Origin of the sequence: Proteus sp. G2673 (assembly GCF_009915125.1) — a bacterium.
Taxonomy (GTDB): Bacteria; Pseudomonadota; Gammaproteobacteria; order Enterobacterales; family Enterobacteriaceae; genus Proteus; species Proteus penneri.
On record NZ_JAABLT010000004.1, the window covers coordinates 52,251 to 75,686 of the forward strand.

The window sequence follows — 23,436 nt, forward strand, 5'->3', positions numbered from 1 at the left end:
TTTGTTACTAATAGCTATAATTCTGCATTTAAAGGACTACCATAATGGAAAATAAACATAACCAACTTATTGAGCAAGCCTGCCGTTTTATTGAAAAAAATAACGGTGACGTGTCGCTAAGCAGTATTGCAGAGCATGTGATGGCAAGCCCATATCATTTCCATCGCTTATTTAAATCAACGATGGGGATCACTCCAAAAGATTATGCTAATGCTTATCGTCAAAAATTAATAAAAAAGGCGTTAGTTCAAGATGGCAGTATTACAGATGCGATTTATCAAGCTGGCTTCAATGCTAATAGTCGTTTCTATGAAAATGCAAAAGCAATATTAGGTATGACGCCAACGAATTGGCGTACAGGGGGCAAGAATATTGCTATCTTTTTTGCTATCGCGCAGTGTTCTTTAGGAAGTATTCTTGTGGCGCAAAGTGAAAAGGGGATTTGTGCCATTATGTTAGGTGATGATGCGGCGTTGCTATTAGACGATTTACAAAAACAATTCCCTCTGGCTGAATTAATTGGTGCGAATGAAGAATTTGAGCAAGTCATTGCACAAGTTATCGGCTTTATTGAGTTACCCAAACAACCCTTATCTTTACCTCTTGATATCCAAGGTACTGTATTTCAACAGAAAGTTTGGCGGGCATTATTAGATATTCCTTTTGGAAGCACGATGACTTACCAGGAAATTGCCGATAAAATTGGGGCGCCTAAGGCATATCGTGCTGTCGCTAATGCCTGTGCGGCTAATAAGTTAGCAGTTGCTATTCCGTGTCATCGTGTTATTCGACAAAATGGTGAATTATCAGGTTATCGTTGGGGAATTGAGCGCAAAGCTAAGTTGCTTCAGACAGAGGCGTTGAATAACCCTAATTTTGGCAAAAAAGAATAATAAGTCATTATTGCATGATAAGATAATCAGCAGATTATCAATAATTTTATGAGTCAATATTATGTCGGCAATACCAACAGAAATTACTTTTTTCGAGCGTTTAATTCCTTCTATTCTTGAAGAAAAAAAAGTGATTACTATCCGAGATGAGAGTGAAAGTAATTACAAGCCAGGAAGCATTGTTGAATTATTTGCTAATGAACATCGTACTTATTATGGAAAATTGAAAATCATAACGGTATCACCTTTACGTTATGACGAAATCAATGAGTATCACGCGCAACAGGAAGGCATGACACTCCCAGTATTGAAAGCGCTTATTAAAGATATTTATCCGACGACACAATCTTTATATCTTATTGAATATCAGCTAATAAAATAAGAAAAAAGAAAGGATCGCATCGTGATCCTTTTTGCTTAAGCAAAATCTTCTTAAATTATCTTAAGTGTGAATAATCAATAATTTTCATTTCGGTTGGTTTACATCAGCCATGGTGTTTACCTTACACCAATAGAATTGATCTTGTTATTGCATCACTATATCTTGAAATAGTGACGTTTTAACACTCTAAATCATAGAATTTCATCATTTTATCGTAATTTTTCTCAGATAAGAACTATCTACCTACATTGGGGGTTTTTATCATGATATATTGCTACCTATTCGCTATAGCTGTCCTATAAAAGGTTAGAAAATGAGTAAATTAAGAGTCGCTATTATTTTTGGTGGTAAATCCACAGAACATCAAGTTTCATTACAGTCAGCAAAAAATATTATTAATGAATTAGATCGAACGAAATTCGACCTTTGCTTAATCGGTATTAATGAACAAGGTCAGTGGCATGAATATTCAGAAACTGATTATTTACTAAATAGCGATAATCCTAAAACTATTTCATTAAGTAAACCTTTAAGGGCAGTTGCTATTATTCCAGGTAGTGTAAAAAAACAATTTATTTCACTTGAAGATGGTCAGGCATTACCTCAAATCGACGTGGTATTCCCAATTGTCCATGGTGCATACGGTGAAGATGGGACACTCCAAGGCTTATTACACATGATTGATATGCCTTATGTGGGGCCTAATATCATGAGTTCAGCAGCTTGTATGGATAAAGATATTACTAAACGTCTACTTGATGGTGCAGGATTAGCGGTTGCACCATTTATTACCATTATGGCACATCAAATTAATGATATTCATTACAATGAAATGGTGCGTCAATTAGGACTTCCTTTATTTATTAAACCTGCGAACCTAGGCTCTTCAGTAGGAATTAGCAAAGTTAATAATGAAGAAGAATTCAACGCTGCATTAGAAATGGCTTTTGAATACGATCTTAAAGTAATTGTTGAAAGTGCTATTGTAGGTCGTGAAATAGAGTGTGCTGTTTTGGGTAATGAAGATCCAGAAGTTAGTCCTTGTGGTGAAATCGTATTAAACGATGCTTTCTATGCTTATAACACAAAATATATTGATGAAGATGGTGCTAAAGTTGTTGTTCCTGCAGTAATGGATGAAAACACAAGTTTGCATATTCGCCAAGTTGCCTTAAAAGCATACCGTGTTCTTAATTGCTTAGGTATGGCTCGTGTAGATGTGTTCTTAACACAAGATAATCGTGTTGTGATTAATGAAATAAACACGCTGCCTGGTTTTACTAATATCAGCATGTATCCTAAATTATGGCAGAGTGCAGGTTTAGGCTATCAATCATTAATTACTAAATTAATTGAGTTAGCACTAGACCACCATAGAAAAACGGCTGTTTTAAAAACGAAGTGTGAACTTTAATTGATGTATAAAAAGTGGGTGCTTGATAAAAATTACATATCTCAATCAATTTAGTATTAACTGTTGCTGGTATTCAGATAACCTGTAATTTTTATCATCGCATATTAGCAGGCTTTAACGTTATTACGTTTAAAGAAGTACGCAAAGCACTCACTTTTGGCTCTCAAAAAATAAATATTCATCAAGTAGGGATAGAGCATAAAGGGAATAACTATCTCGTCCTTGATAGTTCTGATTAGATAAAATCAATGTTCCAGATAATGTGTCTATTTTAGAAGAAAAGCTAATTGGTGTTATTGTTGATGTATTCAATTCAAAATCAGAATGCTGACTACGAATCATGATAATCAAACATTTTGCTTAATTTTTTTTGCAAACGATATTTATTTCTAAAAAACATAAATATTTAAAAGTATTAACATGGTTATTCAGCGTTAATACTTATTATCCAATAATAGAGTTATTTTTCCTTGTCTTTACTTAATTGCCATATAAAAACTTTGTTAAAATGATAAAGAACTTATTTTTTATCTTCTAAAACTATGTTTTTAATCAAAAAATGGACGGTGCGATGAAAAAACTTATCCTATTCGGTACAATATCTGGCGGTATACTATTTTGGTCTATACATTTACAAGCAGATAATTTTGATTGTCGAAATGCTGCGACTCAAACTGAAATTAACCAATGTGTATATCAAGATTTTCAGCAGAAAGATGAAGAGCTTAACCATATTTATCAGCAATATTATGCTAAGTTAGAAGGTGTTCGAAAAGATCAACTTAAACAAGCTCAGTTGGTTTGGATTAATTTTAGAGATCTCTCTTGCCAATATGAAGCTGATTATTATCAAGGTGGTAGTTTAGCACCAATGGTGTATAGCAGTTGTTTAAAAGATAAAACAACAGAAAGAATTAGTGATCTTAAAAATTACATTGCTCTATATTAACTGGAAACATTAAACCTAAAAAAATATATATTAAAAATATCTTCTTTTTATAATGGTTAAATAAATATAGTGATCGTCATAAAAATATTTTATAAATGGTGAAAATGTAAATTCTGTATTATTTTGAAACATAAAAAATCTTGACTAATCATTATCACAAAGTAGTCTGATGCGCAAGTAACAAGCAAAAAAGAACAGAATATAATGAATAAGATATTAAAACTTGGGCTAGGATTACTTTTTTTATCGCTACCATTTGCTTCAGTATCATCAGATATTAAACTCGAATATGGCGTAAATCTTATCGATTTTAATGGTGATGGTATTCCTGATGTTGTTGTTAAATCTAGACGATCATTTGATGATTCAACATCTGTTGATATGACAACTGTTTATATCAAAGGAAGTGATCAAAAGGTTTATATTGTTCCGTCTATCTATGCTAACGCTTTGAGTCTTTTTAACAATAAGATTAAAGGTACAAATATCACCATCTCTGATTTCAAATTTATTGAGAAAAAAACACACATTATATTGTTAAGTGCTGAAAAGATAGGAAACAATCTACAAAAACCCACTCCAGTTCGCTTTTCAAGCCATTCTATTTCAGAAAATAAAAAAAGTGATGAAACTCAGTTTAAATGGCAATTTAATACTTATTGTGTAACTGAATCAGCCTATCTCAGCGTAGAAGATGCATATTCTGATAATTGTATAAACAAAATCATTAATGAATAAATTTACAAATTAAATTGCAAACACATCATATTATGATGTGTTATTTTTTTATTTTATAAAACAATGTATTGTAAAAATATAAGCAATATTCTTTTCTTTATATGCATTTGGGACTTGTATCATTTCTTATTCCTTGTTATTAATCTATTGTTAGGATGATTCTTAATCAAAATAATTTTTATGGCACTGTTTTATCAAAGTTTGTTTTAGAGGGAGATATGAAGGAAATTATTACAGGTTTACTTCTAGCCTCAATATCATTATTTACTGTATCTTGTACACAAGAAGATACGCATAAAGTAAAAGTGGCAATTAATACAGGGCCTGATCAAGTGATTTGGGATGAGGTTATTCGTTTAGCGAAATTAACGGAAGGGTTAGACGTTGAAGTTGTCGCTTTTAATGACTATGTACTTCCTAATAAGGCATTAAATAATAAAGAAGTTGATGCGAATGCATTCCAATCCATTCCTTACCTTCAAACACAAATGAAAGAAAATGGTTATAAATTTCATATCGCGGGTAAAACCTATATTTTTCCTTTAGCTGCATACTCTAAAAAAATTAGCGATATAAATGAGTTACAATTAGGATCTCTTGTTGCTATCTCAAATGAAGCTAGTATGAGAGGCCGAGCACTTCTATTATTAGCAGAAAACCATCTTATTACTCTCAATGAGGGCGTAGGTTTCACCCCAACAGTAGACGACATTATCTATAACCCCAAAGAAATTAAGTTTATTGAAGTTGATACGCCACAGCTCACTGAAGCACTAAATGATCCAGCAATCACAATAGCCATTATTAATAATAATTTTTCGTCTCAAATTGGGTTAATTGCAACTCGAGATGGATTAATTCTAGAAAATAAAAACTCACCTTATGCCAATGTTATCGTGACCCGTGAAGATAACAAAGATGATGAAAATATAAAGAAGTTGATTTCAGTGCTTCACTCACGACAAATCGAGTTGAAGTTTAAAGAAATGTATAAAGGTGATGCACTAAGAGCATGGTAACGTCTTAACTTAAAGATAGAGAGAATTCTTTTTATCTTTAAGTTTTTATTCCTAATTTCGCTATTTTTATATAACTGCTAGTTTTTATACTTTATAAAACATTCTAACAACATGAATTTTTTTCAGTATGATAACTCATCCTCCATTCCACAGAAGAAATAAAAAAATGGCTGACTCTCAACTAAAAAAACAATATATCGGTGAACATAAACTATCACCTGAAACACTTATGATGAGTTATGGCTATGATCCATTACTTTCTGAAGGTTCAGTAAAACCACCTGTGTTTTTAACATCGACCTTTATTTTTAAAAGTGCAGAAGAAGGCAAAGCTTTCTTTGATACAGTGAGCGGAAGAAAACCTTTACCAGAAGGTGAAAAAGCAGGTTTAGTTTATTCTCGTTTTAATCAACCTAATAGTGAAATTGTTGAAGACAGATTGGCTGTTTATGAAAATACGCAATCTTGTGTATTATTTTCATCAGGAATGTCTGCAATTACCACAACATTAATGGCATTAACGCAACCTGGTGATGTTATTTTACACTCACAGCCACTTTATGGCGGAACTGAGACATTAATTGCCAAAACACTGGCTAAATTTGGTATTCAAGCAACGGCATTTACTGACGGATTAAATCTTTCACTTATTCAAAAACAAGCAGAGAAAGCCAGTCAAAAAGGGCGTGTATCTGTTATTTTTGCAGAAACGCCTGCAAACCCAACTAACTCATTAGTAGATATTGAAGCATTAAAAAACGTTGCTGATCAATTAGAAAAAACGCAAGGTTATCGTCCTATTATTGTTTGTGATAACACACTACTTGGTCCTCTATATCAGCATCCGATAGAACAAGGTGCTGATATCTCAGTCTATTCTTTAACTAAATATGTCGGTGGGCACTCAGATTTAGTTGCAGGTGCTGCAATGGGCTCTCGTGAGACTATTAATCAAATCAGATTATTAAGAGGAGCCATCGGGACTCAACTGGATCCGCATTCTTGCTGGATGTTAGGTCGTTCATTAGAAACGTTACAAATTAGAATGGAAAAGGCCAATCAGAATGCATTATTAGTTGCAGAGTTTCTGCGTGATCATGAAAAAGTAAAAGCTATTCACTATTTGCCTTTTGCAGATAAAAACTCGGTTGAAGGTCACGTATTTGCAAAACAATGTACAGGTGCGGGTTCAACATTCTCATTTGATATTGTGGGTGGAGAGAGTGAAGCTTTCCGTTTTCTTAATGCTATGAAAATTTTTAAACTTGCAGTTAGTCTGGGAGGAACAGAGTCTTTAGCCTGCCATCCTGGCTCAACAACTCATTCTGGCGTACCGATAGCATTACGTCATAATATTGGTATTCAAGACACTACCATTCGTTTATCTATTGGTATTGAAAATCCTCAAGATTTAATTGCTGATTTATCCCAAGCATTAGCAAGTGCTTAATTAAATTGCCGTATTAATATTAAAAAACACCAGATAATATGAATTTCACAATCTGGTGTTTTGTTTTAATCGGTCTGTTCTTGGATTTCAATCCATTCATCTTTAGTTAAGCGACAAATATTTTCAACTTTCACTTCATCTAAAAACTCCATGTACTGTTCTTCAATAACGTGATGGAACGTGATGGAATTTAAATCCACATTTTTCTTGTGTTTTTTGTGATTTCTCATTATCAGCAAAATAGCCACACCATAAATTATCTAATTCCAATGTTTCAAAACTATGCCAACTGATTTCTTTTACGGCTTCTGGTATTAAACCTTTGCCCCAAAAAGGAACACCAATCCAATAAGAAACTTCAGCATCATTATCCCCAATCAGGAAATTACTCTCATTTGCAAAAGATAGTCCAACCAAGCCAATGGCAAGATCGTCATCAATTAACGTAACAGCATAAACTTCATCACGCATAAATATAGTGCGAATAATTTCGGCACTTTCTTCAACACTTTTATGTATTGGCCAACCTGCAATTGGCCCAACTCGTTCATCTTTTGCATATTGATACAAACTTGACGCATCAGAAAGTTTCCATGGGCGTAATGTAAGTCTTTCCGTTTTTAATGTTTTCATTTAATAAGCTCTCTTAATTTTTAAATATTTTGCAGTTTATCTTGCGTCTTTAAGATGTGTTTATTCTAAAGAAAACGACTAAAAAACGAATGTCATAAAAAAGGTAAAATCGGTACTTTTGACAACTAAATAGAAGGAAATACTTGTTATTAAGTTCAATATCATCAAATATAAAAATAGCAAATGAGCTAGGTAAGAATTAAAAGAGGTTAATTGATTTATGTTGAGTCAAGTTTTGTCACAACTTAATGCATCATCGCAACATGTCATAATGGGTGAAAGTAATATGACGAATGAAATAAGTTGTCCTCTACCACTATCTTATATTGTGGTCATGATTTGTTTAGAAGGAAGGGCTATAATCAATATTGGTTTTCAAGAACAGGCGATCAAAGCGAATGACATTCTTATTTTAGGTAATGACATGATGGCGGTTTTGCGTCAAAAATCAGCAAACTTCCGCTTATTTTACTGTTTTCTGGATAAATCTTTTGCCTCAGAAATTGCTTACTCTCTTTCTAATACTTTATTTGCTTTTCTCCATGAAAATCCCATTTGCTCCCCCCAAAAAGAACAAAAAGAAGCCTTAAATAGATGGGTAGAACAACTAAAATATATAGATAATCATTATTCTGAACATCGAAAGTTGATGTTAAAAAACCATCTACAAAATCTCTTTTTTGCAATCACAGAATCAATACCAACATATTTCTCTATCGCTAAAAAAGAATTTAGTCGCAAAGAAAAACTTTGTTGGCAATTTTGGGAATTAATTGGAAAACATTGTTTAAAGCATAGAGAAGTTGCTTTTTATGCAAATTGTCTTAATATTACGCCGTTTTATTTATCACAAATAACAAAACAATTTTTTAATGATTCACCTAAGACGTTGATTAATCGTCAAGTTATTCTTGAAATAAAAGCATTATTAATGCACTCTTCACTTTCAGTAAATGAGATATCAATAAAACTTCATTTTGATGATCCTTCTTATTTATGCCGATATTTCAAAAGAGAGACGGGGCATTCTTTATCTGGTTACCGTAAACAACATCAACGACAATAAAACAGATGATATTGTACTTATTGTTCTATTTCTAGCGAAAGGAGGTAATTATGTTGAAAAAATATCACTATACAGACCGATGGAAAATACTTTCTTAAGGTTAAGATTTTTATTGATTATTAAGAACTTACTATGATTTACTTTACTTCTGATACACATTTTTGCCATTCAAATATCCTCAATCTTTGTGATCGTCCTTTCAATAGTGTAAGCCATATGAATGATACATTAATCCATAATTGGAACGCTTATGTATCTGATCATGACGAAATCTATATTTTAGGTGATTTTCTCTATCGAGGAACAGGGCAAGATGCTAACCGAATTTTACGTCGGTTAAATGGTAAAAAGTACCTTATCCGTGGAAATCATGACAAATTTCTCGATGATCCGGAATTTGACGCATCAGTATTCGAATGGGTGAAAGACTACTTTGAATTGGATTATAAAAAACGAAAAATTGTGATGTTTCATTATCCTATATTAGAATGGGGTGGTTTTTTCCGTGATGCTATTCATTTATATGGTCATGTGCACAATTCACAAAAAGATCCAACTCAACGTAAACGTTTAGATGTTTTAGGAAAAAATGCAATTAATGTCGGTGTTGATGTGAATGACTTTTTCCCTATTAGCATTGAAACTATTCTAAAAAGAACATCAAAATAATTTGAGTATGTTGTGTTTTTATTTAATTAAGGTAATAGCATTAACTCACCGTTGAAAAGAAAAAATAGAGACTAATAACTCATCAAATTTCTATCTAAAACCCATAAAAAAGACACCAAGGTGTCTTTTTAGTACGCTAAATTGATTAAAACTAAAGAGCAATTGTTCTTTCTTTATGGACATTCATACCTTGGATCATACAAAACCAAGCTAATGCAGATACTACCATTAAAATAGCGAATAAAGAGGCTGGCGGAAATGCAGTTAAAATAAAGCCACTAGCAAGCGGATTAAGTGCTGCACCTAACCAACCGAGTGATTGTGCAGAAAAATAACTAGCTTTCATCCCTAATGGTGCAATGTTATCAATCATCATATACTCACCAGGTGCATAAATTAATTCACCGAAGGTAAATACAGCGATAGCTAACGCCCAAAAGATTAAATTGTTGCCTGCAAACATAAACCCAAGTAAACCCATCATAAAAAATAGCGTACCAAGCGTCATTAATTTACGAAGTCTTTCGGCTGTAACATGCTTACCTACAATATATTGTAGCGAGACAACAATGGCAGCGTTTACTGGTAATACAACCGCAATGACAGATTCTGCTAATTTTGCATCGTAAACCACTAAAATATATTGCGAAATACACGAAGCAAAAGAGCCAAATGTTAATGTACCGAAAAAAGTAGAGAGCACAAACCAACTTAATGCTCTGTCTTTTAGCATTATTTTTGGATCCCATTTCACACTATTTTCTTCACCAACATTTATTGTTTTAGAACGTTGAACAAATAACTGGATCATAAAAAGTGGAACACTGGCAGAAATAGCTGCAAGCCAAAACGGTAATTGTGTTCCATACATTAATAATAAAGTGCCAATAGGTGGGCCAACCGTCCACCCCATATTAATAAAGGTATAGTTTAGAGAAAATATTTTAGGTTTTGCTGAAACTGACAACGTTTCAGAAAAATAGGCCTTTAACACGGTTGAGAATACTAAATAAGAGCAGTTAATCACCGAGAAAAAAATAACGACTAAAACAGTACTATGAACAATAGGTATTGCCGCAAATCCAAAGATAAACGTTATAATAGAGAGGAGCATATAACGTTTTTTCTCAAATTTATCAGCAAGCATCCCAAAGCCAAGGCTGAAAAAAATACCAGTTGTTAATGCAATAGACATGGCAATACCAATATCATCAACAGGTAATTGATACTCCCGCGATAAATAGATTGCCATAAATGGTAATGTCGCACCTCTTCCTATTGTAAGAAGAAGTGATGAAAATAACAGTGCAGTTGTTGATCGTGTTTTTTTTGAGAACATATTATCTTTATTCTAATTATTTGTATTTTATGGGATGTTTTATAAATTTTGCGATTTTTTACGGGTGAAAAATGAATAAATTCGCACTGTATATTAATACATGACTTAATAATTTCTGTATAGCCTAAAGTTAGAGAAAAAGCTCTTTTTGATCTTGTCTTTTTTCTTGCTAATCTTGTAGTAAGGTTTAATTATCCCATTTTTGATAATAGTGTTTATCAAATTCCTCTCTATCAACACACTGATCTTTTTTCTAAACTGCCAATTATTGTTTTATTTACCGCATTAAATCCGAGGTAGTTATGTCTTTTATTCATCTTGAATTTGAAAAACCCATTGTTGAATTAGACGAAAAAATAGATGCATTGCTCACTTTTAAGCAATCTCAAGATGAACCAACAGGTATTAATTTAGATGAAGAAATCGCACGTTTAAGGCAAAAAAGCCTTTCGCTGACCAAATCTATTTTTACTGATTTAGGTGCTTGGGAAATTGTGCAACTCGCTCGTCATCCCATGCGCCCATACACACTTGACTATATTAAAGCGATTTTTACTGATTTTCAGGAATTAGCGGGTGATAGGGCTTATGCCGATGATAAAGCGATTGTTGCGGGTTTAGCGCGTTTGGACAAAAAGGCAGTTATGGTGATTGGACAACAAAAAGGGCGTGATACAAAAGAAAAAATTCTTCGCAATTTTGGTATGCCATCACCAGAAGGTTATAGGAAAGCACTTCGTTTAATGAAAATGGCTGAACGTTTTCATCTACCCGTTATTATTTTTATTGATTCTGCGGGAGCTTATCCTGGTGTTGGTGCTGAAGAACGAGGGCAAGCAGAAGCTATCGCTCGTAATATTCTTGAAATGTCACGATTAAAAACACCTATTATTTGCACTATTACTGGTGAAGGATTCTCTGGCGGCGCGCTAGCCATTGGTGTTGGTGATAAAGTTAATATGTTGCAATACAGCACTTATGCAGCAATCTCACCAGAAGGCTGTGCTTCTATTTTATGGAAAAGTTCTGATAAAGCGCCAATAGCGACAGAAACCATGGGAATGACGGCACCTAAATTACAATCATTAGGCATTATCGACGCTGTTATTCCTGAGCCATTAGGTGGAGCTCATCGTGATCATCAACAAGCTGCTGAATTTCTTAAACAACAATTATTAACCGACTTAGCCTTATTAAAAAGCTATTCAACCGAGGAACTTTTAGATAAACGTTATCAAAAACTCATGTCTCATGGCTACTGTTAATTATTAACGAGATAAAAGAAAATGAATGATACACTGCCTATATTAAGCAATAGAAAGACAGTAGGCAGTGAATTATTTATGCAAATCGATCTTAATTTATTACGTATTTTTTCTGCCGTAGCAGAGCAAGGACAATTTGCCGCGGCTGCTCGATTATTATCTATGCCTACCTCAAATATCAGTCGCGCAATTAAACAGCTTGAACAGCAACTCAATTGTAAACTTATTGATAGAACAACGCGAAAGATGCGTCTTACTGAACAAGGTAAATTACTCTATCAGCAAGGAAAGAAAACCTTAACTGAATTAGACAATGTTGTTAGCAATATTACCAGTGATGGACCATTAACGGGCACTTTCCGTTTAACTATTCCAAGTGAATATGGTAGTGAACTACTGGCTGATATTTTGGCTGATTTTGCTGCACTTCATCCTAATTTACTTATTCAATGTGATACCCAATTAATGCCAAGAAATATCATCGATGATGATATGGATTTACTATTAACTTTTCATCGCGGAAATCTAGCAGATAGCAGTTACCATTCGCGGTTAATTAAATCGTGGCGCAGTATTGTTGTTGCATCTAATGAGTTATTAGAAAAAACAGGCGTTCCAACTCATATTGAACAATTAAGTCAAATGCCTTGTATTTCTAGTTTAAGCGCACTAGAAGGGCAGCCTTGGATATTTATTGATGAACATAAAAAACCAATAAAAGTTACTATTAATAGCCATTATCGAGTAAATAGCGCCATATTGGCAAGAGCTGCGGTATTAAAAGGATTAGGGTTTGCTATTTTAGCTGAGCATTGTTGCTTTGATGCAATTAAAGCAGGGGATTTGCGAGCTATTGAATTTCCTCAACAGCCCGCCAGTATCAATTTAATCGCAATATATGCAAGTCGTAGTGCGCTTTCTCGTAATATTGGATCTTTTCTTGAGTTTCTCACTCAACGTTTATAAATGTTAATCTGTGTTTTGTTGAGTAAGTGCCTTATGTTTTGCTTTAACCGGAAAGAGCACAATAAATAAAGTCACAAAACATGAGATCCCCGCGGTTGCAATTGCATAAGCAAACCCAGAATTAAATGCCTCTGGTAGTAAAGTGGTGAATCCTTTGTCTAAATTGCTCGTAGCATTTTCAGTTACCAGGCTGACAATATCGATATAGTTTACAGATATTCCCAATGTCTGACTTTGCATAACCATATAATGGATTGCTTGTTGCACCATTAATGTACCGAGTAAAGCAATCCCCATTGTCATTCCTGTTTGTCTTAATGCATTCATGGTTGCAGACGCCATACCAGAGCGAGATGGTGAAACACTTTTCATCACTAAAGCACCAATTGCAGGTGTTGACAAGCCCATTCCAGCACCTAATACAAATAGGTAACTTCCAGTTATTCCATAGTGGCTATTTGTTGCCAATGTTGCTAATAAGCAAGAAGAAATAGCAATAAACAAGAAACCACAGATCATGAGTTTTCTGACTGAAAAATATGCAGATAAACGTCCAAAAGACATAGAAAACAGTGCCATCGCAATAAATTCAGGTGCCATTCTCCAGCCAGTTTCTAATGCACTCCAGCCTTGTGCTTTTTGCAGAAAAAAGGCAATAAAAAAGACATTACTATAAGTGGCAAAGCCCAAAGTGAAAGAAGAAAGGTTATATTGAAAAAATGCACGATCTTTAAATAAAGTAAGTGGTAATAAAGGGCGTTTAACGCGTTTTTCTATCATTAAAAAAAGGACAAGGAATATAATGCCCACAATCAATGTCGATAAAGTTCGATAATGCGACCAACCAACCGATCCGGCTTCAATTAAACCATAAGTTATCAAGCCTAATCCTAACATACTGGTTAATTGACCAAAGGGATCGAGTGCAACATTTTCAGGATCGGCACTTTCACTTAATCCATACCAACCCAGTAATACAGTAATTATGCCTATAGGAATATTAATAAGGAATATACTTGCCCAACCATTAGTATGAACTAAAACACCACCTAAAATAGGACCAATGATGAGTGATAATGCACTAACAGAAGACCATATTCCTATGATGCGAACCCGTTCAATATCAATAGGAAAAGCATGAGTGATTAAAGACAGTGCACCCGGAATAAGTGCAGCAGCAGCAATACCTTGAATAATACGTCCAAGAATTAATATTTCATGTTGCTGTGCAATTGCACAAATTACTGAGCCTAATGTGAAGATAATCACACCCCATAACCACACTTTTTTTCGTCCAAAGCGGTCACTTAAAGGGCCTGATGACAAAATACAGGCAGATAAACAGAGCGCATAAGCATCGACAATCCACTGTAAGGTTGCCATATCAGCATGGATATCATTTTGAATAGTGGGTAATGCTACATTCACAATACTAATATCAAGTGTTGCCATAAAAGTACCTAAACAAATGGCACAGATAAGTGACAGTCGTTTCAAATAAGTCATAAGATTTATTGCCTTAATGATGAATAATAATGGCATAATAATACTCGACTGACCGTCGGTCAACGCCTGTTGATAATGAGTTTCATTTGTTATCATTGTGAATCACTTTAATATAAAGTACTCTTTACAAGCGGCTTTGAGGGAGATAAGCAATGTTATTAGAAGAACAAACCACAGATAAACCAAGAACAAAACCCGCAGAGGTTCGTTTAGAAGAGTTAATGAATGCGGCAGAAACATTGTTTTTAGATAAAGGCTTCGATGCAACAACTGTGAGCGATATCGTAAAAAAGGCAGGGGTAGCCAAAGGAACATACTATCACTATTTTTCTGCTAAAACAGACGTTCTTGATGCTTTAAGAACTCGTTATATGGATTGGTATTTAAATAAAATAGATAACGCAATGGACGCCTGCTCACAACAAGATCATCGTGAAAAATTAAAACAATGGTGTGAAATTAGTGTAATTGCTTATGTTGAGAAACAAGCATTACACGATATGCTTTTTCATCAAGTATTTCATCAAAGCAGTAATATTCATGAAAATAGGGCATTGCAACAAATACAAACATTGTTAATTGCGGGAACTGAGAATAAAACGTGGCACGTCACACAGCCTGAATTAACCAGTACATTAATTTATCATGGTATGCATGCAGCTGTTGATAATTTAGACTATAGCAAAGAATATACCGCAAAAACATTAGGTAATATGTTATATCAGCAATTTACTCAATTGCTAAAATAAATGAAATCTTATCGTGACAGTGTCACGACATAAGGTTTTGATAAGAGAAAAGGGTAAAATTACCCTTTTTATTTATTCTGTCGAATTACGTAGACTGTTTAATAAAGTATCTAATGTTGATTTAGCCTGCTCTAGTTGAGTTTTACCATCAAGACTATTCGCTATCCATAAAGCAGTCGCTTCTAAACTACCATAAATAAATAGAGCCAACATTTTTGAGTCGGTTTTGATAATTATTTTATTTTCGATAAGTTTATCAATCATATTGCTCATTGATATTACACAATGAGTGGGGAGTTCCATCAATTTATCACTTAATACGGCACGTGAATCTCGCATAATAATACGTTGAATTTCAGGCTCTAAAGCCATTTCTAAATAGGTATGACAACGCATTGAGAATGCCAACCAAGGATCATCAATAATATCGGAAATAGCCTGCAAACGCACATCCATCTCTGCATCTATTTGTGCAACAACAGCAGATAACAATCCTTTTTTATCACCAAAATGGTGATATAACGCCCCCCGAGTTAATCCTGCTTGCGCCGTTAAGTCATCCATTGATGCTTCTGCATAACCTTGTTCACAAAAGACTTTTCTCGCTGTTTGTAGCAATAATAGTCGTGTTTCTTCCATTTCGGCACGCGTACGTCTAGCCATTTCATCTCCTTTTTCAAATATACATACGTGTTGTTTGTATATTTACATTCAGTTCGTATGTATATATGATTTATACATACGCAATGTATGTATTATCTTTAACCCTCGTCAAAATGGCAAGGGTAAACTTAAGGAAAACGATGATAAGCACTTATCGAACACTGTTTAGCTATAAAGGCACTCTATCTTTCACCTTAGCGGGAATGGTTGCAAGATTACCATTACCAATGATGGGGATTGGTATCATAATGATGATTTCACAACTTACAGGGAGTTATGCATTAGCGGGAACAATCTCTGCTAGTTTTGTATTTACTTACGCAATTCTATCACCCCAAATATCACGTTTAGTTGATAATTATGGGCAATATAGAATTTTACCTTTATTCACATCAATTAGTGTGATTGGGATCGTGGGGATGCTATTAGCCACATGGTTACAGTGGCATATTAGTTTATTATTTATTTTTGCAGTACTGATTGGTTTTATGCCGTGTATTTCTGCCATGATCAGAGCGAGATGGACTGCAATTTATAAAGAAGATAGTCGTTTACAAACAGCTTATTCATTAGAAAGTGTGTTTGATGAAGTGACATTTATTATTGGTCCACCCATTTCAGTCACATTAAGTGTCGCTTTTTTTCCTCAAGCAGGGTTATTACTAGCCGCTTTTTTTCTTATTATTGGTGTGTTATTACTCGTTTTACAACGTGATACAGAGCCGGCAATAATATCAATATCGTCTGAATCAACATCTCATAAAACACACTCTGTGATCCGTTTTTCTCTTGTCAAAATCTTAACTGTTATTATGATTTTTATGGGCGTTATTGTAGGTACTATTGATCTTTTTAGTGTGGCTTTTGCCAATGCCCAAAAAATACCCGCAGGAGCCAGTTTTGTATTAGCAGCCTATGCGGTTGGCTCTTGTTTTGCAGGCTTATTTTTTGGCACGTTAAAATTATCAACACCTTTACACCATTTATTATGCTTAGGTGGCATCGCAACTTTCCTTACTATTTTGCCTCTTATTTTCGTCGGCTCTATTTATAGCTTAAGTTTTGTCGTATTAATTTCGGGGATCTTCTTTGCTCCTATGATAATCGTGACTATGTCACTTATTGAGAAAAATGTACCAGAAAATCAGCTAACTGAAGGAATGACATGGTTACTTGCAGGGTTAAATGTAGGTACAGCAATTGGTGCAACATTAACAGGGCAACGGATTGATTATTCCGGTGTTCAATCTGGTATATGGGTTGCAATTGGAGCAAGTGCTTTAGTGATGTTAATTGCATTTTTAGGTTTTCAACGCATTAATCATAAAAACAGTAAAAGTTATGTGTGATTAATAACGCACAAAGCCTAAGATATCAGCAAAAATTAATGACAATATCTTAGGCTTTTTAAATCAACGGCTACGATTTAACAACATTAAACAAAGGAAATAGCTACCACCTAAAATCGCCACCAACGTTCCTGCTGCAATTTGAGTGGGATAAATAAATATTTGCCCAAGCCAATCAGCCCACCCCATTGAGGTAAATTAATTTATGCAAAAATATCTATAAATGATAATTTTTGGGGTTAATTAATTGTTTATATCAATTCAAGTCCGCCTTCCTCCGACAGAAGTGCTGCTATGCTACGCATGATGGGTTAAACATAAAGTTCGCATTCCTGCTACCTGCTGTAAATACTAAGCTCGAGCGCGCATTAAAGTGCGTTGGCCACAATGGCGTTAAAATCACCATCCATTAATCCTGCAGGATAACCATTATTTTCGGGTGCACCGTTATAGTGTTTTATTGAAAAAATAGTAGGGCAAAATTATTGTGATCTTTTTGATAACAATAAAAAAAGCTTGATAAAGAGTATCAAGCCTCATTTATTTATTGCTCTAATTTATTATGAAATTAAAGTGTAATGCCTTTTTTCGCAAGGAACTCATCATAAGTACCTTGGAAATTAGTCACTTTTTCAGGTGTAATTTCAATAATACGATTTGCCAATGAGCTCACGAATTCACGGTCATGAGAAACAAAAATCAGAGTACCTTGATAAAGCTCTAATGCCATATTCAGTGATTCGATAGATTCCATATCCAAGTGGTTGGTTGGTTCATCCATAATCAGAATGTTTGGTTTTTGCATCATCAGCTTACCAAATAACATTCTGCCTTTTTCACCACCAGATAACACTTGAACTGATTTTTTCAAGTCATCTTGAGAGAACAGTAAACGACCTAACACGCTGCGTACAGATTGCTCGTCATCTTCTGGTTTCATCCATAAGCTCATCCAATCAAACACTGTCATATCTACTTCAAAATCAGTAGCGTGATCTTGTGCATAATAACCAATATTTGAGTTTTCAGACCATTTTAAACGGCCTGTATCTGGTGTTAATTCACCGACTAATGTTTTGATCATCGTCGATTTACCTACACCGTTATTACCTAAAATAGCCACTTTTTCACCCACTTCAAGCATCATATTGACGTTTTTAAACAGTGGGGCATTATCATCATAACTTTTAGAGATATTTTCTACTTCAAGCGCATTACGGAATAATTTTTTCTCTTGCTCAAAGCGAATGAATGGGTTTTGACGACTAGATGCTTTAACTTCAGCTAATTGAATTTTCTCAATTTGTTTTGCACGAGAGGTCGCTTGGCGTGATTTAGAGGCATTAGCACTAAAGCGACTTACGAAAGATTGTAATTCACTAATTTGTGCTTTTTTCTTCGCATTGTCCGCTAATAAGCGTTCACGCGCTTGGGTTGCAGCAAACATATATTCATCATAGTTACCCGGATGAACAGCAAGTGCACCATAGTCTAAGTCAGCCATGTGCGTACATACCATATTTAGAAAATGACGGTCATGGGAAATAATGATCATGGTACTGCTACGTTCATTTAGCGTTTGCTCAAGCCAACGAATAGTATCAATATCCAAGTTATTCGTCGGTTCATCCAGTAACAAAATATCAGGATCAGCAAACAAGGCTTGTGCAAGTAACACCCGCAATTTCCAACCTGGAGCCACTTCACTCATAGGACCATTATGTTGTTCTAATGGAATACCTACGTTTAGCAATAATTCGCCAGCACGAGATTCAACGGTATAACCATCCATTTCACCAAATTTGACTTCAAGATCGGCAACACGTAAACCGTCTTCTTCACTCATTTCAGGTAAGCTATAGATGCGTTCACGCTCTTGCTTAACTTCCCAAAGTTCAGTGTGACCCATAATTACCGTATCAAGCACAGTAAATTCTTCATAAGCAAACTGGTCTTGTTTTAGTTTACCAAGACGTTCATTAGGATCGAGGAATACGTTGCCACTAGTTGGCACTAAATCGCCACCTAAAATTTTCATAAAGGTTGATTTACCGCTACCATTGGCACCGATTAAACCGTAGCGATTTCCGCCACCGAATTTGACAGAAATGTTTTCAAACAGTGGCTTTGAGCCAAACTGCATAGTGATATTATTGCTGATTAACAAGACGAATACTCATTATTAGTGAATGACAAAAGGTAATGGGGCGGCATTATGCCACAAGTTCCCCCTATTAAGACAGTAAAGTGACGAATGTCTGTTAAGAAATTATTGCCATAAGAGAAAAACTCATCATATTGTGAATTATTACTCATAACTAAAAATAAGAAAAAGAGATAACGCAAATACGCTAGCTTTTAATGGTTGGCTTAACTTGAAGTGTAATATATTTACCAAGTGGTATCTATTTAGCTGCTACTTGGAAGGTACTAAACCCAGTTTAACAACTGCATAAACTTGGTCAAGTAGTGACAACCAATGTTTCTTCTTTAAGTGAAATATTAGAAAAACGAGAAAGATTAAAGTTTCAATCAATTAGTCACAATTAATATGTTATTTTAAACGCCATAAATACAGACTATTTTAATACTAAATAACAAAGAGAGTGTTGTTATGCCTATATGGGTTGATGCTGATGCATGTCCAAAAGTAATCAAAGAAGTGTTATATCGAGCAGCAGACAGAGAAAAAGTGATTATTACTTTTGTTGCTAATCAACGATTAACCGTACCCGCATCGCCTTTCTTACGTACATTACAAGTTTCTGCGGGGTTTGATGTAGCTGATAACGAAATTGTCCGCCGTACTAATAAAGATGATTTGGTTATTACCGCTGATATTCCATTAGCGGCCGAAGTCATAGAAAAGGGCGCAGTAGCTTTGAATCCTAGAGGTGAACGTTATACTGAAGCAACTATTCGAGAACGTTTAAATATACGTGATTTTATGGATACAATGAGAGCAAGTGGTATCCAAACTGGCGGGCCTGCAAGTTTAAGTCAACGTGATCGCCAACTTTTTGCGAATGAATTGGATAAATGGCTTTTGCAACAAAAGAAACACGCTTAATTACTCAGAACTAAACGCGTTAAATAAACGACAAACGGGCATAGTCATTATTGCCCGTTCTTCCTTAAGATAAACTTTATCTTATTTCTTTTTTAGAATGAGCTCAGACATAACGCTTTGTACCTAAAATACTCGGTTTCTTCCCTTTAAAAACATGAGGGCCATCCATCGTTAATTTAAGCTCATCACCAATACGAGTTAACCAAGGAGTGGCTTCACTGCCTGCTCTTGATGTCACCCCTGAAGGTTTTAACGTAATACTGTCTTGATCGATTTCAATAATACCAATGACATAGGTGTAAATCATATTATTGAAAAAGCCTTTTTTGTATTCACAAGAGCACTCAACGATTTGATTACCATACTCCATGCGCATTGTTGGTTTTAATGAAGCAACAGAAACACAACCATTACTAATAGCAGAGTAAACACTACAAACTAATGCCACTTTTCCGCCCATTAATTGAGAAATAGCAGGGTTTATTTCAACTGTTTCACAGCCGGGCTGATCTTGACTAACACTGACCACATCACCAGTATGGAAAACAAAAGGATCTGAATTAAAAGCACCACTTTTATCTGGAGCTTGAATAATAGACATTTGACCATTGGGGCGCAAAATACCCACACGAAGATCTAAATCATCGTTATCCTTACCATCACCATTATCTATCCACGTTGCACTGACTAAAATGCGCTTAGGTGCATCACTCCCTTTTAGTAAAGAAACACGGTGGCTACTATCTGGTTTTGTCAGTTTCACCACACTTTTTTGTATATTAACAGGTGGTGTTGACACAGGTGCAATAACAGGGGCAGGCTCTTCAACTTCAACACCATAAAGGTTACATAAACCAGCAAGCCCAGAAGCAAAACCTTGCCAAACAGAACGAACTTTATTTTGACCATTTCTAACATAAAGCTCTAAAACGATAATACCTGTCTCTTGTGAAAACTGGCTTGGGGCTAACTCAATAACTTCATTATTTAGCAACACGTGTGCTTTTAACTGCTGAACAACAGCAAAACCGCCAGCACTGCCATCTTGCGTTAATGTGATGGCTATTTTAGTAATATTTGCAGGTAAACGAGAAAAATCAAAATCAATACTATGAATAACTGTTGAGCCTTGGGTTATCGGTGAAATAAATGAAGCAGCACCAGAGGCATGATGAGGCGCATTGAAGAAAACCATATCCTCGTCATTAACGACTTTTCCTGATCCTGTTACTAAAAATGCAGTCAGATTAATATCAAGATTATCGCCTACAGCATGAGAAACTTTAACTTGTCCTTTATTTTCGTTAAGTGATGTATTTTCACCAGGTTGCAACGTTTTACTCATAATACCGCTCCTTGATTGATAAGACTAACTGCAAGAAATTTAAGCCACAATGTAATAATAATCTTAATTAATTATTTATTCGGTGATCACATTCACTTTCAATTGATATCAAAAGCCAATGAATTTATTTATAATCTTAAGGAAATTTTCCCATCAAGACGAGAGGTAATGATGTCATTTTCTAAATCTATGCTTGCTTTGGCTGTAATGGCGATCTCATTTTCTAGTTACGCGACAAAACAAGCTGATTTGATGATAGTTGACGGCACAGTTCTGACTATGGATCAGCAAAATAAAATCATTGAACAGGGTACTGTTGTCGTAAAAGAAAATAAAATTATTGCCGTTGGTGGCCCTGAGCTTTCCAAAGAATATCAAGCTAATAAAGTATTAGATGTAGATGGTGATATTGTAATGCCAGGTTTAATTAACACCCATACTCACGGATCAATGACTGTATTTCGTTCATTAGCCGATGATGTGCCAGATCGACTTCATCGTTATATTTTCCCACTTGAAAGCAAAATGGTTTCTCGTGAAATGGTCAGAGTGGGTGCTGATCTAGCAAATATCGAAATGGTAAAAGGTGGCGTAACAACTTACGTTGATATGTATTATTTTGAAGATGAAGTCGCCAAAACGGTTGATAAAATGGGGAATCGAGCGGTATTAGGCGAATCTGTGATTAATTTCCCTGTTGCCGATGCAAAAACACCTGAAGAGGGTATCCAATATGCAGTAAACTTTATTAAAGAATATAAAGATCACCCTCGTATTACCCCTGCATTTGCTCCACATGCTCCTTATACAAACACCACAGAAAACCTTCAGAAAATTGCTAAATTATCAATAGAACTTGATGTTCCTGTTATGATCCATTTAGCTGAAACTGATCGTGAAAAAGAAGAAATCGCCAAACGTACAGGAGGTAAAAGCCCTGTTCAATATATGGCAGATATCGGAGCGTTAAATAATAAAGTTATCGCGGCTCATGCAATTATGGTGGATGATAAAGATATTGATTTACTGAAAAAATATGATGTTGGTGTTGCTCATAATATCAGTGCAAATACTAAATCAGCGAAAGGTGTAGCGCCTGTCGTCGCGATGCTAGAGAAAGGTGTCCGTGTCGGTTTAGGGACTGATGGCCCAATGTCGAGTAATACGCTAACAACCATGAACGAACTCAATCTTGTAGGTAAAATCCATAAATTAGAGAATAAAGATCGTGCTGCTATGCCACCATTAACTGTTGTAGAATTGGCGACAATGGGTTCGGCGAAAGTCTTGCATATGGAAGATAAATTGGGCTCATTAGAATCAGGCAAACTAGCAGATATTATCGTTGTTGATACTAAATCACCTAATATGGTGCCTATGTATAGCCCTTATGCGGCATTAGTGTATGGTGCAAATGGCAGTAATGTTCGCCACACCATTGTAGATGGAAAAATCTTAATGGAAGATCGCCAACTATTAACAGTTGATGAGAAAGCGATTATTAAAGAGGCACAAGATTTCTCTGATAAAGTACGTAAAACTGTTATCGACAGCGGTGAAGTTGTTAAATAAAAATTGATAACAAACATCTTGATCCTAGGCAGTTTGCTTTTAAACTGCCTTTTTATTATGGCAAAAATGAATTTGTTACTTAGCTGAGCTTTTCGTGTATTTTATTACATTAAACGATACTATAAATGAAGAGATTAAAAATAAAATACTACTATTAGAAAAAGTAGAAAATTTCAAAAAGCAATATTTTGAAAATATAAATAATTTAAAATACACATCTATATACGAAAAAAATATTAACCTTATTCATGTGACTAAAAATGAAATAAAAGAGAGGATAGTCTTGATTATTTATAATGATTATTCTGCCTAATACAGTAACACTCTTTTTTTTACCTACTAATTAAGCAAAATTTTTCCGATCCAATTGCAAGTAAATCAACATCATAATTTCACGAT

The 23,436-nt window shown here is 34.8% G+C and carries 21 protein-coding genes and 1 pseudogene; 15 read left to right on the plus strand and 7 right to left on the minus strand.

Going from position 1 to position 23,436, the window contains the following annotated elements:
* The first annotated feature begins 44 nt into the window (after positions 1–44).
* The 7 genes from ada to GWI59_RS00990 all read left to right on the plus strand — a co-directional run bounded on the left by ada (position 45) and on the right by GWI59_RS00990 (position 6,845).
* On the plus strand, positions 45–893 hold the full coding sequence (ada, locus tag GWI59_RS00960) for a bifunctional DNA-binding transcriptional regulator/O6-methylguanine-DNA methyltransferase Ada (RefSeq protein ID WP_161671536.1): 849 nt from the start codon (positions 45–47) through the stop codon (positions 891–893).
* Between the two features lie 61 nt (positions 894–954).
* Positions 955–1,275, plus strand: a complete 321-nt coding sequence (gene yqfB, locus GWI59_RS00965) for a N(4)-acetylcytidine aminohydrolase (RefSeq protein WP_006536811.1) — start codon at positions 955–957, stop codon at positions 1,273–1,275.
* A gap of 313 nt (positions 1,276–1,588) precedes the next feature.
* Positions 1,589–2,689 (plus strand): D-alanine--D-alanine ligase, encoded by a 1,101-nt coding sequence (gene ddlA, locus GWI59_RS00970; RefSeq protein WP_006536812.1) that lies wholly within the window; start codon positions 1,589–1,591, stop codon positions 2,687–2,689.
* A gap of 571 nt (positions 2,690–3,260) precedes the next feature.
* On the plus strand, positions 3,261–3,638 hold the full coding sequence (locus tag GWI59_RS00975) for a lysozyme inhibitor LprI family protein (protein ID WP_229096593.1): 378 nt from the start codon (positions 3,261–3,263) through the stop codon (positions 3,636–3,638).
* A gap of 204 nt (positions 3,639–3,842) precedes the next feature.
* Positions 3,843–4,376 (plus strand): carbapenem self-resistance protein CarG family protein, encoded by a 534-nt coding sequence (locus tag GWI59_RS00980; protein ID WP_109848466.1) that lies wholly within the window; start codon positions 3,843–3,845, stop codon positions 4,374–4,376.
* A gap of 218 nt (positions 4,377–4,594) precedes the next feature.
* Positions 4,595–5,395, plus strand: coding sequence for a MetQ/NlpA family lipoprotein (locus GWI59_RS00985; protein WP_161671537.1), 801 nt, complete (start codon positions 4,595–4,597; stop codon positions 5,393–5,395).
* Between the two features lie 166 nt (positions 5,396–5,561).
* Positions 5,562–6,845 carry a cystathionine gamma-synthase family protein gene (locus GWI59_RS00990; RefSeq protein WP_109848464.1) on the plus strand — a complete coding sequence of 428 codons (1,284 nt, stop codon included), beginning with the start codon at positions 5,562–5,564 and terminating at the stop codon, positions 6,843–6,845.
* A gap of 65 nt (positions 6,846–6,910) precedes the next feature.
* Here the strand turns inward: GWI59_RS00990 and GWI59_RS00995 are convergent.
* Positions 6,911–7,478 (minus strand): annotated as a pseudogene (locus GWI59_RS00995) (GNAT family N-acetyltransferase).
* Positions 7,479–7,764: 286 nt separating this feature from the next.
* On the opposite strand from GWI59_RS00995, the gene GWI59_RS01000 reads away from it, so the two are divergent.
* Both GWI59_RS01000 and GWI59_RS01005 read left to right on the plus strand, forming a co-directional pair.
* Positions 7,765–8,544 carry a helix-turn-helix domain-containing protein gene (locus tag GWI59_RS01000; RefSeq protein ID WP_237612093.1) on the plus strand — a complete coding sequence of 260 codons (780 nt, stop codon included), beginning with the start codon at positions 7,765–7,767 and terminating at the stop codon, positions 8,542–8,544.
* A 132-nt stretch (positions 8,545–8,676) separates the two neighbouring features.
* Complete coding sequence (locus tag GWI59_RS01005; protein ID WP_072068090.1) at positions 8,677–9,213, plus strand: metallophosphoesterase; 537 nt, start codon at positions 8,677–8,679, stop codon at positions 9,211–9,213.
* 151 nt (positions 9,214–9,364) lie between these two features.
* Here GWI59_RS01005 and ydeE read toward each other — a convergent pair whose 3' ends face one another.
* Positions 9,365–10,552 carry an efflux MFS transporter YdeE gene (gene ydeE / locus GWI59_RS01010; RefSeq protein WP_161723799.1) on the minus strand — a complete coding sequence of 396 codons (1,188 nt, stop codon included), beginning with the start codon at positions 10,550–10,552 and terminating at the stop codon, positions 9,365–9,367.
* Positions 10,553–10,854: 302 nt separating this feature from the next.
* On the opposite strand from ydeE, the gene accA reads away from it, so the two are divergent.
* Positions 10,855–11,817, plus strand: a complete 963-nt coding sequence (gene accA / locus GWI59_RS01015) for an acetyl-CoA carboxylase carboxyl transferase subunit alpha (RefSeq protein ID WP_161723801.1) — start codon at positions 10,855–10,857, stop codon at positions 11,815–11,817.
* A 78-nt stretch (positions 11,818–11,895) separates the two neighbouring features.
* The gene (locus GWI59_RS01020; protein WP_109400624.1) at positions 11,896–12,783 is read left to right on the plus strand and encodes a LysR family transcriptional regulator; all 888 of its coding nucleotides are present in this window, start codon (positions 11,896–11,898) and stop codon (positions 12,781–12,783) included.
* A 3-nt stretch (positions 12,784–12,786) separates the two neighbouring features.
* Here the strand turns inward: GWI59_RS01020 and GWI59_RS01025 are convergent, their stop codons facing one another.
* Positions 12,787–14,289 carry an MFS transporter gene (locus tag GWI59_RS01025; protein ID WP_161671539.1) on the minus strand — a complete coding sequence of 501 codons (1,503 nt, stop codon included), beginning with the start codon at positions 14,287–14,289 and terminating at the stop codon, positions 12,787–12,789.
* Positions 14,290–14,441: 152 nt separating this feature from the next.
* On the opposite strand from GWI59_RS01025, the gene GWI59_RS01030 reads away from it, so the two are divergent.
* A complete protein-coding gene (locus GWI59_RS01030) occupies positions 14,442–15,038 on the plus strand; it encodes a TetR/AcrR family transcriptional regulator (protein ID WP_161723803.1) in 597 nt (198 codons plus the stop codon).
* A 72-nt stretch (positions 15,039–15,110) separates the two neighbouring features.
* Here GWI59_RS01030 and GWI59_RS01035 read toward each other — a convergent pair whose 3' ends face one another.
* Positions 15,111–15,701, minus strand: a complete 591-nt coding sequence (locus tag GWI59_RS01035) for a TetR/AcrR family transcriptional regulator (RefSeq protein WP_006536830.1) — start codon at positions 15,699–15,701, stop codon at positions 15,111–15,113.
* 140 nt (positions 15,702–15,841) lie between these two features.
* Here GWI59_RS01035 and GWI59_RS01040 point away from each other — a divergent pair, with 140 nt between their 5' ends.
* Positions 15,842–17,050, plus strand: a complete 1,209-nt coding sequence (locus tag GWI59_RS01040; RefSeq protein WP_161723805.1) for an MFS transporter — start codon at positions 15,842–15,844, stop codon at positions 17,048–17,050.
* A gap of 63 nt (positions 17,051–17,113) precedes the next feature.
* Here GWI59_RS01040 and GWI59_RS17575 read toward each other — a convergent pair whose 3' ends face one another.
* Together GWI59_RS17575 and GWI59_RS01045 are read right to left on the minus strand one after the other, a co-directional pair.
* A complete protein-coding gene (locus tag GWI59_RS17575; protein WP_006536833.1) occupies positions 17,114–17,239 on the minus strand; it encodes a hypothetical protein in 126 nt (41 codons plus the stop codon).
* A gap of 379 nt (positions 17,240–17,618) precedes the next feature.
* Positions 17,619–19,217: an ABC-F family ATPase gene (locus GWI59_RS01045; protein ID WP_161723808.1), complete on the minus strand. Its 1,599-nt coding sequence runs from the start codon at positions 19,215–19,217 to the stop codon at positions 17,619–17,621.
* A 447-nt stretch (positions 19,218–19,664) separates the two neighbouring features.
* Between GWI59_RS01045 and GWI59_RS01050 the strand changes: the two genes are divergently transcribed.
* Positions 19,665–20,120: a YaiI/YqxD family protein gene (locus GWI59_RS01050; protein WP_006536837.1), complete on the plus strand. Its 456-nt coding sequence runs from the start codon at positions 19,665–19,667 to the stop codon at positions 20,118–20,120.
* A gap of 103 nt (positions 20,121–20,223) precedes the next feature.
* Here GWI59_RS01050 and GWI59_RS01055 read toward each other — a convergent pair whose 3' ends face one another.
* The gene (locus GWI59_RS01055) at positions 20,224–21,465 is read right to left on the minus strand and encodes a TerD family protein (protein ID WP_161671542.1); all 1,242 of its coding nucleotides are present in this window, start codon (positions 21,463–21,465) and stop codon (positions 20,224–20,226) included.
* A gap of 171 nt (positions 21,466–21,636) precedes the next feature.
* Between GWI59_RS01055 and GWI59_RS01060 the strand changes: the two genes are divergently transcribed.
* Complete coding sequence (locus GWI59_RS01060; RefSeq protein ID WP_109400421.1) at positions 21,637–23,037, plus strand: amidohydrolase; 1,401 nt, start codon at positions 21,637–21,639, stop codon at positions 23,035–23,037.
* Positions 23,038–23,436 lie beyond the last annotated feature (399 nt).